Genomic DNA, 12,744 nt, shown 5'->3' on the forward strand with positions numbered 1-12,744 from the left:
CCTAAACTAACTTCTTAAGAAGTCAGTTTAGGATTTTTTTGTAAGATAGATTGGCAGATTGCAGACTCCAGTTTGATAGAGGAGTAGAGTTTGCAGGTGATTAGACATTGTCCAATTATACAATGCTAATATAATGATTGAACCCCTAGCGAAAGGGAATAATTAAATGAAAAGCTTGCTGTTTAGGAAGTGCTTCACTTCTGACGATTTAATTCCCAAACGATATGGCGAAGTTCTGGCAAAATAAGTTTATTCATTGCCAAACGAACAGCGCCGCTTGAACCTGGCGTAGAAAATACAGCTTTATTATGAATAGTCCCAGCGATGGCTCTGCTCATCAGCGCGGCACTGCCAATGTCTTCTGTATAGCTAAGCATACGGAAAAGTTCGCCAAAGCCAACAATCTCCTTATGTATTAAAGCTTGCACTGCTTCAATGGTTACATCTCGTTTGGTAATGCCTGTGCCACCATTTAAAAGCACAACATCCACATCATCTTGCGCGCATCCATTGAGGATAGATTGCTGAATCAATGTTAGGTCATCTTTAACAATCTCATAACTGGCGATTTGCATATCATGCTGTTTGAGAAGTTCTGCCATCAATACCCCGCTTTTATCTGTTTCTTCTGTTCGTGTATCTGAAACCGTAATAATTTTGCAGCGAACAGATTGAGTTGCTTTTTGCTTATGCTCCTGTACACTCATTGTGTTCCCCTCCTTTATGCTATATCTGCAGGTTTATATTTAATTATATAAATAAAAAAGCGGATAAAAAAGTAGCTGAAAATGTTTTTAGTGAAATCGGACCGTGTATTTGCCTCAAACAGCGATTTTTCCAAAAAGATAATTGCAGCAAGCTATAGAAAAATGATCCCCCTCTAAAAACGATACAATGTTTTCGTAAAGTGGCAGTACTGTTTGCGAAAAGGGTATAGCTTTAGCTTTTTATAATTTTTTTGTTTTTGGGGATTATAGTAGTAAGCTTTTGGGAGGATAACAATATGTATATTCTGATGAATACACTCTATTTAATAGCAGGGATGATATGGGGAGATTGGCGAAATTGGAAAAAATACTATCCCACCATTCTGTTTTTGATTGTAGGAGATTTTTTATATAATTTTCTGCTTTATAAGAAACCAATGTGGCTATTTCATGATATCATTCTGCCTAATCATACAATGATTACCCTTTTATCGATGACCATTTCTTATGCAGCAACGGTATTAATCTACTTAGGCAGATTTCCCGATGGCTGGGGAAAACGCTTTTTATGGTTTTTATTATGGTCAGGCATATTTTTATCCTTTGAATATATAAACAGTAAATTTGGGTTTATTTCCTACTATAATGGCTGGAATATGTGGTGGTCTGCCTTATTTACCGGCATTATTTTTTTTATTTTGCCCATCCACTATAAAAACCCCCTGTTAGGCTGGCTATTCTCCATTATTATTGTCTTATCATTGCTGATTATCTTTAATGTTCGAATAAGTGATATGAAATAGAGAAAGCACATGGGCTTTTTTTGAATAATAGCTGTTTTTTAACAAACACTATTACAGTGAGGTGGAAAAATGACTTGGACTGAATTTTGGAATGAAATATATAAAAATAATGATCAACTAAATTCTTTATATTCTTCTTATTGGCATCAATATACCGGTATAGGAACATGGCAGTTCTGGGTAGTTTTGGTCTCCTTAGTTGTACCATTAGCAGCAGTATACTTTTTTGTGGACCGAAAAAGAATATTTGAGCTGTTTTTCTTTGGATATACGGTACATGTGCTTTGGAGTTATACGGATATCGCCCTTGGGAGAAGCGGGTATGTAACTCACAAGTATTTCCTGCTGCCGATCCTTCCAAATGCCATGAATATTACAGCCTCTGTACTGCCTGTTGGATTTTTGCTTTTATATCAATATTGTACGAATAAAGGTAAAAACTTTTATTTATATACAGCTTTGTTAAGTGCTTTATTTGCCTTTGTTTTTGCACAATTAGAAGAATATATAGGTCTCTTAACTCTACAAAAAGGGATGAATCATTTTTATCTATTTTTTATCGATATAGGAATTGCCTGTATGGCTTATTGGTTCACCAAACTGATCCTTAGATTAAAAGAAAAGGCAGCATCTTAAAGCGAGATTATACATGGTATAAAGGAGAAGCAGCAGCTTTATCATTTTTTCAGAATTCAGACATAAATCCTGTACTCTTGCAAAAAATAGAAGAAAAGCAAGATAAGGAGTGTTTATTTTTTGGATAATCAGCAGCAGGAATTACTGGATAAATTAGCCTCCCTCCAAGATAATATAACAAAAACAGGGATGCATTATTGGCAGCTATATTCACATATGGGTACGTGGCAATTCTGGGTGGTTCTTCTTATTTTAGTTGTTCCTCTTGTCCTTTTATACTTTGTTATTGATCGAAAGAATATATTGCTGATCGGCTTTTTTGGTTTTGCCAATAATCTTTTATCTTCGTATATCGACGTATTGGGAATTGACTATAGACTATGGAGCTATCCATACCAACTCCTTCCATTCCTTCCAAGCCTCTCTTTAGATGCATCGATTGTACCCATTTATATCATGTTGGTGTACCAATGGACAATCAAACATGATAAAAACTTTTATCTGACTTCTTTTGTCGCAGCAATTATTTTCGGTTATGGTTTTACCGCATTGACGGTATGGCTTGGATTATTTGAAATGCACCAATGGATGAACTATTTTTATATATTTTTGTCTTATTATATTCAGTACGTGTTAACCTATCTATTAGTTAAATTATTCCTTCATCTGAAAAATAATGAAAAGATGGCTTAAAACTTGTTTTCCAGCTGGGGCCCATTTTAGAGGGAGGTCACCAAGTAAATAAAAAGAGAAGGCAGCTCTGAAGTAGACGAGCTGCCTTCTTCTATAAAATGAACGCAAAAAGCTGAGAAGTCGATAAAAAGTTGGGAAGTTGATAAAAAAAGTTGGGAAGTCGATAAAAAGTTGGGAAGTCGATAAAAAAGCTGGGAAGTCGATAAAAAGTTGAGAAGTTGATAAAAAAGTTGGGAAGTCGATAAAAAGTTGGGAAGTCGATAAAAAAAGCTGAGAAGTCGATAAAAAGCTGGGAAGTTGATAAAAAAAGCTGAGAAGTTGATAAAAAAAGCTGAGAAGTCGATAAAAAGTTGGGAAGTCGATAAAAAAGTTGGGAAGTTGATAAAAAAAGCTGGGAAGTTGATAAAAAAAGCTGGGAAGTTGATAAAAAGTTGGGAAGTTGATAAAAAAAGTTGGAAAGTTGATAAAAAAAGCTGGGAAGTTGATAAAAAGCTGGGAAGTTGATAAAAAAGGTTGGGAATTCGATAAAAAAGTTGGGAAGTTGATAAAAAAGGTTGGGAAGTTGATAAAAAGCTGAGAAGTTGATAAAAAAGGTTGGGAAGTCGATAAAAAAGTTGGGAAGTTGATAAAAAAGGTTGGGAAGTTGATAAAAAGCTGAGAAGTTGATAAAAAAAGCTGGGAAGTCGATAAAAAAAGCTGGGAAGTCGATAAAAAGTTGGAAAGTTGATAAAAAAAGTTGGGAAGTTGATAAAAAGCTGGGAAGTCGATAAAAAGCTGGGAAGTCGATAAAAAGTTGGGAAGTCGATAAAAAAAGCTGGGAAGTCGATAAAAAAGGTTGGGAAGTTGATAAAAAAAGCTGGGAAGTTGATAAAAAAAGCTGAGAAGTCGATAAAAAAAGTTGGGAAGTCGATAAAAAAAGCTGAGAAGTCGATAAAAAAGTTGGGAAGTTGATAAAAAAAGCTGGGAAGTCGATAAAAAAAGCTGGGAAGTCGATAAAAAGTTGGGAAGTTGATAAAAAAGGTTGGGAAGTTGATAAAAAAGTTGGGAAGTTGATAAAAAAAGCTGGGAAGTTGATAAAAAAAGCTGGGAAGTCGATAAAAAAGCTGCAAAGTTGATAAAAAGCCGTATGAGTTTTTTTTACCATTATTTATAATGGAAATAAACAAGCAAGAAAGGAATAGAAACTCTATGAATTATTCATCGTTTTTTCCTGAAAATGTGAAAAAAGCTCTTCAGAATGATCCACCTGGGGCATGGATGTCTGTTCTGCCAAAAGGGTGCATCCGCTTAAACTCCGGGTACCCAGCGCCAAACCTTGTGCCTGCACAACAAATCAAGGCTGCAGTAGATGCTCTTATTAAAGAAGAGCAGGACCTTCCTTTTCATTATATTGGAAGTTCCCGTACGGCAAGTTTGCCACAACAAATCCAAAAAAGGTTGGCAACTCATGGTATAAGCGTTCGCCAAGAAGAACTGCTTGTTACATCAGGAGCATGCCAGGGCATTGATCTTATTGCGCGCTCCTTGCTGGATGAAGAGGCAGTTGTTGCAGTAGAGGCTCCTACCTATATGGAAGCACTGGAAATTTTCAAAAACTATACCAATCATATAATTGATATACCAGTCGATGAAGATGGCTTGAATACCGACCATTTAGAAGGAATGCTTGAGGAACGGAAACAGGCTGGTCTGCCGATGCCTCGTTTGCTTTATACCATTCCCACTTTCCATAATCCTACAGGAACTACTATGCCATTAAAACGGCGGAAACATATGCTGAAGCTTGCCGCAGCGTATGACTTTCTGATTCTAGAAGATGCTGCATATGGAGAACTGTCTTTTTGCGAGGGTGTAACTCCATGCAAAGCAATTGATGAAGAAGGAAGGGTCATATATGTTGGCTCTTTATCGAAAGTGATTGCGCCAGGAATGAGAGTTGGCTGGATTGCAGGAGCTCAAGAACTTATCGCTGTGTTCGACTGGTTTAAAAAAGACTTAGGCCACCCATTTTCCCATGCAACTATGACTTCCTATTTAGAAGGAAATGCATTGGAAGACAGACTTCATTTATTAAGAGAAGTTTATCAAGCTAGATGCCAAACAATGTTAAAGGCACTGGGGGAATATCTGCCTGCACCCATCACCTGGCATATTCCAAAAGGAGGATACTTTATCTGGGTGAAAACCCCCGGCATTGATACCCAACAACTGCTGGAACAAGCACTTGCGATAGGTGTTGCCTATGTACCGGGAAAATACTTTTTCTTGCATCAACAAGAAGGAACGGAATATCTGCGGCTTTCCTTCAGTTATGCTGAGGAACAGGATATGGTGAAAGGCATTCGGAAGCTAGGGGAGCTGTTTGCGTCTTATTATAAAAAATAGCAGCAGCTCTTGTCGAAAAATAGCTATTTTAACAAAAATGAAACAAAGCACTGAAAAAATGGAGCAAAGTATCGGAAAATAAAAGCAATCATCATAAAAATGGAGCAATGGGGGCAGATCCGCGGTTTCCATATCCTCAATCGTTGCATTGCCTAATATCTTTTCCAAAACCAATTGGGCAGTGGACAGAATATTTCTGCCTTTTGATTTTCGTGAACATTACTCTCCTTATAAAGCCCAGGGGTTATTAAAATCAGGAATCGGAGGAAGTGCCATAAACAGCAGTACTCAAAGTCTCTAACCTAGAATGTGTATACTCTAAATTTCGCATAGGTACGAGTTTTTAAACATATCTTTTTTATAGCTGATAAGAAGGATGTGGTTAGTCTATTTCAACCTCAGAGATGTATTATTTACTCATCTCTAGATGATAAGGGAAGAGCCTGATTTTTAATGCGCCTATATGTAGCTAAGACGTTTAAAGAATGGGCTGTATGGCCATTATTAAAATGATTAATCTTATTGGAGTGTTTAGGAGGAGACAAATGACGAAAGAAAATGTAAATATCGGAATTATTTTAGGAAGCACACGACCAGGAAGAGTGAGCCCGCAAGTGGGGAATTGGGTAAAGGAAATTGCTGAAAAACGTGGGGATGCCAATTATGAACTAGTAGACATTGCAGAATTTAAACTGCCTTTTTTAGGTGATCCATCAGGGGAAGAACAAGTGAAGGCCTGGTCCTCTAAGCTAAAAAGTTTAGATGGATTTGTATTTATTGTGGCAGAATATAATCACAGTATTACAGGAGCCTTAAAAAATGCCCTCGATTTGGCAAGAGACGAGTGGAACAATAAAGCTGCTGGAATTGTCAGCTATGGTTCAACAGGAGGAGCAAGGGCTGCTGAACATTTGCGAGGAATATTGGGCGAACTGCAAATTGCCGATGTTCGAACACATCCAACATTATCTTTATTCACTGATTTTGAAAATTACAGCACTTTCAAACCAGCTGACTTGCATCTGAATAATGTCAATCTTATGCTCGATCAAGTGATTGCTTGGAGCAAAGCATTAAAGCCGCTTCACAATGCTTAGATTAAATAGGATAGATCTGAAAGCCAACCATGTGTTGGCTTTTTCTTATGCTGCAATCAAAGGACAGTAAGAACAAAACCAAAAATTATGAGAGGGGAGGAATTTATAATTTTTGCATCTAGCAGAGAAAAAAAGCACTTCTTTTAAAAAAGGTGCTAATGATTTCCGTTGTACAACGGAAATACTAAACATCCAAATGAAAGCGTTTTTAAAATAAAATAAAAGCATCAAGAGAAAGTGCTGATAATACAAGGTTTGATAGAATAGCACAAAAATATTTTTCGGAAATCTTGATGCTAAAGAATATAGATATACTCCAAGGAGGATTATAAAATGAATATTTTATTATGCTGTGCTGCTGGAATGTCCACAAGTCTTTTAGTTACAAAGATGGAGCAAGCTGCAAAAGAACAAGGATTGGATTATAAAATTTGGGCAGAAGGTGCAGATGCTGTAAAAAACCATATTGATGCAGCCGATGTTTTGCTGCTGGGGCCTCAAGTCCGCTATATGTTGCCGCAAATGAAAAAACTTGCGGAAGAAAAGAATATTCCTGTAGATTCTATTAACCCGATGCATTACGGAATGTGCAACGGTGCCGAAGTATTAAAAACAGCAATTAATCTTGTAAATGGAAAATAGAAGATAAATGAAATAAGTTCTTTGTTTTTCATTCACTATCAAAAATGTTTCTGCTTCTTGTACCTTTATCCATAATATTTTAGGAGGAACAATTATGAATGGAATTACAAAATTCCTTGATGAGAAATTTATGCCGACTATGGCTAAAGTAGGTGAACAGCGGCATCTTCAATCTGTAAGAGATGGAATTGTTTTGACAACGCCGCTTGTTATCATCGGTTCACTTTTCTTAATTCTTGCATTTTTGCCGATACCTGGTTATGAATCGTTTATGAGTAGTATTTTTGGCGGAAATTGGCAAAGTAATCTGCTTTATCCAGTTGGAGTTACATTTGATCTTCTCGCTATTTTTGTCGCTATTGGAGTTTCCTATAGGCTAGCTGAGCGGTATAAAATGGACCCTCTATCTGTTGCAGCTGTTTCTTTTGCAAGTTTTATGCTGGTAACACCTTATAAAATTTCGTTTCAACCTGAAGGAATAGATAAAACCTTTGATGTAGCAGGTATCCCACTTGCGCTTACAGGCAGCAAAGGAATGTTCGTAGCAATTATTGTCGCTCTTATATCTACTGAAATTTATCGATTTATTGTGAAGAAGAATATTGTTATTAAAATGCCAGATGGTGTTCCGCCAGCTGTAGCAAAATCATTTGCATCCTTAGCGCCAGGTTTTGCATCTTTATTAGCTATGTGGCTTATTCGCTTAATTCTTCAAGTAACACCGTTTGAGAATATCCATAACATTGTTGGGGAATTGCTTGGCAAACCGCTTTCGCTTCTTGGCGGATCTTTAGCTGGTGCAATTTGCGCTGTCCTTATTGCTCAGTTGCTATGGGTTACCGGAATTCATGGACAAGGTCTTGTTTGGGGAATCATGTCACCTGTTTGGCTATCGCTTGTAGATCAAAACAGAGTAGCCTATACAGCAGGCCAAGAAATCCCTAATATCGTAAATATACAGTTTATGGACATTTTTTATTCTATCGGCGGCTCAGGAACAACACTCGGTTTAGCATTATTGCTGTTCTTTAGATCAAAAAGCAAACAGAATAAACAGTTAGGAAGACTAACCCTGGCACCTGGAATCTTTAATATTAATGAACCAATCATTTTTGGTTTGCCGATGATAATGAATCCAATTATGATGATTCCATTTATATTTATTCCAGTCATCATTGTTACGGTATCCTACCTTGCAATGGATTTTGGCCTAGTGGCAAAAACAGCCGGAATTATGGTTCCATGGACAACCCCAGCTCCTATTGGCGGTTTCCTGGCAACAGGAGGGAAAATTTCTGGTGCTGCTCTTCAGCTATTCAACGTTCTTTTAGCTTCTGCTCTCTATTATCCTTTCTTTAGAATATGGGATAAGCAAAAACTTAAAGAGGAAAATGAATTTTCTAAAACAGAAAATGTTAATAAAATAGGATAGGCTGTAAAAAGGGCTGCAGCTAAAAATTACAGCAGCCCCTTTTTCTTTTAGAAGTCTTTTAAAGAGTTAAGAAAGCAGATGAAACTTGAATACAAACTCTGTGTTGTAACTATAAAAATGATTATGGAGGGGAACAAATGAATTCTGAACAACAAATTTTTACATTAATTCTTCATAGCGGAAATGGAAGAAGCTTTGCGATGGAGGCTCTTGCTTTTGCGAGAAAAAATGATTTTGAGAGTGCACAAGATAGTATTCAAAAGGCGAAAGATGAATTAGTTCTTGCACATCATATTCAGACAGAGTTAATCCAAGGGGAAATACGAGGAGAAAAAGCTGATATTTCTCTTTTAATGGTTCATGCTCAAGACCATTTGATGAATGCTATAACGGTAAAAGATTTAGCAGAAGAGTTTGTAAGCATGTATGAGAGGTTCGAAACGATCAGGAACGTGAATAGTTGAATACAAATATTTCCAATAATCAAAAAACTATAATTCGATAAGGAGAAATAATATGACTATTAAGAGTAATAATATTATTCCTAAAGATTTTTTCTGGGGAGGAGCAGTAACTTCCTTTCAAACAGAAGGAGCTTGGAATGAAGGGGGAAAAGGCCCTTCAATCATTGATGCAAAGCCGATTCCAGAAGGCTTTTCGGATTGGAAAGTAGCAGTTGATTTCTACCATCGCTTTAAAGAAGACATCGCTTTGTTTAAAGAACTTGGATTCAGTGCGTACCGTACGAGCATTTCATGGGCAAGAATTTTTCCTGATGGTGAAGGGGAACCGAATGAAGAGGGGCTGCAATTTTACGATAACTTATTCGATGAGTTATTGGCTAATGGCATTCAGCCTGTCATTACTTTATACCATTTTGATATTCCATTAGCATTGGCACAGAAGTATAATGGTTTTGCTTCCAGAAGAGTGGTTGATTTATTTGATAAATATGTAAGAACCGTATTTGAAAGGTATCGGGATAAAGTGAAGTATTGGCTGACCTTTAATGAACAAAATTTGTTCTTGACCCAGCCGAATCTATTAGGGGTAGATACATCAAATGAAAACCATGAGGCCATTAGCTATCAAGCAGTCCATAACTCTTTTATTGCTCATGCAAAAGCAGTTAAAGCGCTTCATGAAATTGTTCCAGATGGAAAAATGGCTGGCATGATTACTTATATGACTACTTATCCTATTTCATGCAAACCAGACGATGTAATAGCAAATGTAAAGGCAAAAGAGCTTTTGATTGATTTTTACTGTGATGTTTTCGCTAATGGAGAGTATCCGACTTATGTAACAAGCCAGCTTAAAAGAAAAGGAATTATGCCCATTTTTGAAGATGGAGATGCAGAGCTGCTAAAAGAAAATACAGTGGATTATCTAAGTATTAGCTATTACCAAAGCCAAACTGTCAAGGCTGATGCAGAAGATAAAAATGAGATAATAGCAGGTGTAACATCTAATCCGCATTTAGAGGCAAATGAATGGGGATGGTCCATTGATCCAATTGGTCTTAGAGTGGCATTAAAAGATCTTTATGCACGCTATCGTTTGCCAATCTTCATTACAGAAAATGGAATTGGCGTGCGTGAAGAATTAGATGAAAATATGACGGTAGAAGATGATTATCGAATTGACTATCTGAGAGAGCATATTGAACAAATGAAAATCGCCATGGAAGAAGGCGTAGAAGTTTTTGGTTATTTGACATGGGGTTCCACAGATCTTCTTAGCTCACAAGGCGAGATGAAAAAACGCTATGGTTTCATTTTTGTAAATCGTGAAGAACAAGATTTAAGAGATTTAAAAAGGTATAAAAAGAAAAGCTTTGATTGGTTCAAAAAGGTGATTACTTCTAATGGGGCAGAATTAGAGGACGTCTCTAAGCCTGTTCGCCAATAGTCATATTGCATTCTTGCATTTTAAAAAAAGCAATGTGAGTTTTTTAAACTCCATTGCTTTTTTAGTATAGAATATTCCCTTTTAAACGGCAGCAAATATAGTTTGATTTTTATATTTACTGGTAGATCAATAACTTATTATAATGGAGATTATGCTACTATCTATTCCTATTTTATCGAGCAGTCCAATACCTTTCCTATTTTATACCAATATTTTGATATGGGAGAAAACAGTGTATCCCTTTCTTGCTTGTTCTTGCTTTCATAAGTGAATAATAAAAAGGGCAGAATTTTAAAAGTATAAACATAAAAGGATGAGGGGAGCAGGAAATGAGGAGTGTTAATGTTATCAAAACGCCAAATAGAAATTCTTTCATTTTTAAGGGAAACAAATGAACCAGTAACAGCTGAATGGATTGCCAAGGAATTAAATGTAAGTGACCGTACAATTCGCAATGATATAAAAGCCATGCAGCCAGAGTGTCTCCAGTTAGGATTCTCAATTGATTCCTTTCGCGGAAGAGGCTACCAAATACAAGTTTTTGATCAGGCATTATTTTTAAAGCAATTCAGCCAGTTGAAAAGTGAAAAAAATGATGAAAAGGCAGCAGACTTCTCCGAACAAAATGATAGAGTAGTTTTTTTATTAAAGAGGCTATTATTAGAAAAGAGATCCATAAAACTAGAAGGTTTTGAGGATGAAATGTTTGTATCAAAATCCACGATGCAAAATGATTTAAGGATTGTCCGGAAAATCTTATTAAAATACAATCTAAGGCTAGTGAACCGTCCTCATTATGGAACACAAGTTGAAGGCGATGAATATATGAAAAGATTATGTTTGTCCAATTATATTTTTAACCGCCAGGATGTACTTGTCGATTATGAGGCTTTCCCATTATTAGATCAAGAATTATATAAAAAAGTAAAAGAAACGATCATTAAAAAGGTCAATATATATAAAATTGAGATCTCAGATATTGCTCTTGAAAATTTAGCTATTCATATTGTAATCGCATGTAAGAGGATTGAAGAAGGTTTTATAATTGAACATTTAAACGAAAATTTAATGGATGATCATCCCTTTGAAAAAATTGTAGCGTTAGAGATTGTCAAAGAAATAGAAATGTATACGGAGCTCATTTTTCAAGAACCGGAAATTGATTATATTATCGTCCATCTGTTAGGCACAAAGCTGATGCATAAAGAGAAGTTAACAGAATTTAGCGAGTTTGATGAGGTAGGGCATATTGTCCAATGTATGTTAAAAAGGTTGCAGAATGAATGGAATTGGAATTTTGAAGATGATATTGAATTTATTCAAGCTTTAACCTTACACATCCGCCCCGCCATGAACCGGTTAAGATATAAGATGAATATCAGGAATCCGCTTTTAAATGAAATAAAATTGAAGTATCCTAGTGCCTTTGAAGGGGCAGTAGCTGCCTGCAAATGTATAGAAGAATATTTATCTATAGAGCCTGGGGAAGATGAAATAGCCTATATAGCATTACACATCGGCGTTGCACTGGAACGTATGAAAAGCAAGTTGAAAAAAGTAAAAAGGGTGATCGTTGTATGCGCTTCAGGAGTTGGAACTGCCAAACTGCTCTATTACCGTTTGCAACATCTGTTCCCCAAAGATCTAGAGATTGTCGCTTCGATAAATTACTATAAGCTTTCCGAATATAAACTGTCTTCCATTGATTTTATTATTAGCACTATCCCGATTAAGGAAGATTTAGGCATCCCGGTACAAGTGGTAAATACTTTTTTGGAAGATAAAGATATCAAGCAAATTAAGAATTATATATATCCGATAAATAAAAATGGATGCTCCTTGTATTTAGATGAGAAAAGAATATTCATTCAGCAAGACATGAAAGACAAACAAAGCGCTATTAGCTTCCTATGCAATGAGCTATATAAACAAGGATGTGTGCCAAAAGAGTATGAAAAGCTTGTATTGGAAAGAGAGTCATTGTCACCCACAAGTTTTGGAAATTTAGTTGCTGTTCCTCACCCTATAACGCCAGTGACGGAAAAAACATTCTGGACAGTTTGTACACTTAAGCATCCAATTTCATGGAACGATAATCAGATGGTGCAATTTATTTGTCTATTAAATATTGAAGCCACTCCAAAAGGAGATCTCGAAAGCATGTATGAAAAACTAATTGGATTAATCGAAAATAAAACCATCGTTCAAAAAATCATTAAGGGTCAATCAGTTAATGAAGTGATGAAGATATTGCAAGAAAATTAAGATCGAAGTAATTAGCTTAAAATCAAAAAGCTGTTTTTTGCAGGAATTTATTGGATCTTCTTAAATAAACAGCCCTTCTTTCTATAAACAATAGTCAAAATCATAGAAAATATTGTAAACGTTTCCGTTGTCTAGCGGAAAATTATTGGATTAAAAATAAAGTATGAACATTT

At 36.0% G+C, this 12,744-nt stretch carries 12 protein-coding genes; 10 read left to right on the top strand and 2 right to left on the bottom strand.

Annotated elements, in window-relative coordinates:
• Positions 1 to 194 precede the first annotated feature (194 nt).
• The gene (locus tag NCCP28_RS21010) at positions 195 to 707 is read right to left on the bottom strand and encodes a MogA/MoaB family molybdenum cofactor biosynthesis protein (protein WP_248563178.1); all 513 of its coding nucleotides are present in this window, start codon (positions 705 to 707) and stop codon (positions 195 to 197) included.
• 296 nt (positions 708 to 1,003) lie between these two features.
• Between NCCP28_RS21010 and NCCP28_RS21015 the strand changes: the two genes are divergently transcribed.
• The 3 genes from NCCP28_RS21015 to NCCP28_RS21025 all read left to right on the top strand — a co-directional run bounded on the left by NCCP28_RS21015 (position 1,004) and on the right by NCCP28_RS21025 (position 2,839).
• The gene (locus NCCP28_RS21015) at positions 1,004 to 1,510 is read left to right on the top strand and encodes a CBO0543 family protein (protein ID WP_248563179.1); all 507 of its coding nucleotides are present in this window, start codon (positions 1,004 to 1,006) and stop codon (positions 1,508 to 1,510) included.
• 69 nt (positions 1,511 to 1,579) lie between these two features.
• On the top strand, positions 1,580 to 2,146 hold the full coding sequence (locus NCCP28_RS21020) for a hypothetical protein (protein WP_248563180.1): 567 nt from the start codon (positions 1,580 to 1,582) through the stop codon (positions 2,144 to 2,146).
• A gap of 120 nt (positions 2,147 to 2,266) precedes the next feature.
• Positions 2,267 to 2,839 carry a CBO0543 family protein gene (locus tag NCCP28_RS21025; RefSeq protein WP_248563181.1) on the top strand — a complete coding sequence of 191 codons (573 nt, stop codon included), beginning with the start codon at positions 2,267 to 2,269 and terminating at the stop codon, positions 2,837 to 2,839.
• A 91-nt stretch (positions 2,840 to 2,930) separates the two neighbouring features.
• Here NCCP28_RS21025 and NCCP28_RS21030 read toward each other — a convergent pair whose 3' ends face one another.
• Positions 2,931 to 3,983: a hypothetical protein gene (locus NCCP28_RS21030; protein ID WP_248563182.1), complete on the bottom strand. Its 1,053-nt coding sequence runs from the start codon at positions 3,981 to 3,983 to the stop codon at positions 2,931 to 2,933.
• A gap of 44 nt (positions 3,984 to 4,027) precedes the next feature.
• On the opposite strand from NCCP28_RS21030, the gene NCCP28_RS21035 reads away from it, so the two are divergent.
• The 7 genes from NCCP28_RS21035 (at position 4,028) to NCCP28_RS21065 (ending at position 12,571) form a co-directional block, all read left to right on the top strand.
• Complete coding sequence (locus NCCP28_RS21035; protein ID WP_248563183.1) at positions 4,028 to 5,224, top strand: aminotransferase-like domain-containing protein; 1,197 nt, start codon at positions 4,028 to 4,030, stop codon at positions 5,222 to 5,224.
• Positions 5,225 to 5,769: 545 nt separating this feature from the next.
• The gene (locus NCCP28_RS21040; protein WP_248563184.1) at positions 5,770 to 6,321 is read left to right on the top strand and encodes an NADPH-dependent FMN reductase; all 552 of its coding nucleotides are present in this window, start codon (positions 5,770 to 5,772) and stop codon (positions 6,319 to 6,321) included.
• Positions 6,322 to 6,654: 333 nt separating this feature from the next.
• The gene (locus tag NCCP28_RS21045; protein ID WP_248563185.1) at positions 6,655 to 6,963 is read left to right on the top strand and encodes a PTS sugar transporter subunit IIB; all 309 of its coding nucleotides are present in this window, start codon (positions 6,655 to 6,657) and stop codon (positions 6,961 to 6,963) included.
• 94 nt (positions 6,964 to 7,057) lie between these two features.
• Positions 7,058 to 8,395: a PTS cellobiose transporter subunit IIC gene (gene celB / locus NCCP28_RS21050; protein ID WP_248563186.1), complete on the top strand. Its 1,338-nt coding sequence runs from the start codon at positions 7,058 to 7,060 to the stop codon at positions 8,393 to 8,395.
• A 137-nt stretch (positions 8,396 to 8,532) separates the two neighbouring features.
• Complete coding sequence (locus NCCP28_RS21055; protein ID WP_248563187.1) at positions 8,533 to 8,859, top strand: PTS lactose/cellobiose transporter subunit IIA; 327 nt, start codon at positions 8,533 to 8,535, stop codon at positions 8,857 to 8,859.
• A 52-nt stretch (positions 8,860 to 8,911) separates the two neighbouring features.
• The gene (locus NCCP28_RS21060; protein WP_248563188.1) at positions 8,912 to 10,306 is read left to right on the top strand and encodes a glycoside hydrolase family 1 protein; all 1,395 of its coding nucleotides are present in this window, start codon (positions 8,912 to 8,914) and stop codon (positions 10,304 to 10,306) included.
• A 342-nt stretch (positions 10,307 to 10,648) separates the two neighbouring features.
• Positions 10,649 to 12,571, top strand: a complete 1,923-nt coding sequence (locus tag NCCP28_RS21065) for a BglG family transcription antiterminator (protein ID WP_248563189.1) — start codon at positions 10,649 to 10,651, stop codon at positions 12,569 to 12,571.
• Positions 12,572 to 12,744: the final 173 nt, after the last annotated feature.

It is taken from the genome of Niallia sp. NCCP-28, assembly GCF_023168165.1.
In the GTDB taxonomy this organism is placed as follows: domain Bacteria; phylum Bacillota; class Bacilli; order Bacillales; family Cytobacillaceae; genus Niallia.

Excerpts from the sequence above, each read along its gene's own strand:
- NCCP28_RS21010 (WP_248563178.1), bottom strand. The coding sequence starts at position 707 with ATGAGTGTACAGGAGCATAAGCAAAAAGCAACTCAATCTGTTCGCTGC.
- NCCP28_RS21015 (WP_248563179.1), top strand. The coding sequence starts at position 1,004 with ATGTATATTCTGATGAATACACTCTATTTAATAGCAGGGATGATATGG.
- NCCP28_RS21020 (WP_248563180.1), top strand. The coding sequence starts at position 1,580 with ATGACTTGGACTGAATTTTGGAATGAAATATATAAAAATAATGATCAA.
- NCCP28_RS21030 (WP_248563182.1), bottom strand. The coding sequence starts at position 3,983 with ATGGTAAAAAAAACTCATACGGCTTTTTATCAACTTTGCAGCTTTTTT.
- NCCP28_RS21035 (WP_248563183.1), top strand. The coding sequence starts at position 4,028 with ATGAATTATTCATCGTTTTTTCCTGAAAATGTGAAAAAAGCTCTTCAG.
- NCCP28_RS21040 (WP_248563184.1), top strand. The coding sequence starts at position 5,770 with ATGACGAAAGAAAATGTAAATATCGGAATTATTTTAGGAAGCACACGA.
- NCCP28_RS21045 (WP_248563185.1), top strand. The coding sequence starts at position 6,655 with ATGAATATTTTATTATGCTGTGCTGCTGGAATGTCCACAAGTCTTTTA.
- celB (WP_248563186.1), top strand. The coding sequence starts at position 7,058 with ATGAATGGAATTACAAAATTCCTTGATGAGAAATTTATGCCGACTATG.
- NCCP28_RS21055 (WP_248563187.1), top strand. The coding sequence starts at position 8,533 with ATGAATTCTGAACAACAAATTTTTACATTAATTCTTCATAGCGGAAAT.
- NCCP28_RS21060 (WP_248563188.1), top strand. The coding sequence starts at position 8,912 with ATGACTATTAAGAGTAATAATATTATTCCTAAAGATTTTTTCTGGGGA.
- NCCP28_RS21065 (WP_248563189.1), top strand. The coding sequence starts at position 10,649 with ATGTTATCAAAACGCCAAATAGAAATTCTTTCATTTTTAAGGGAAACA.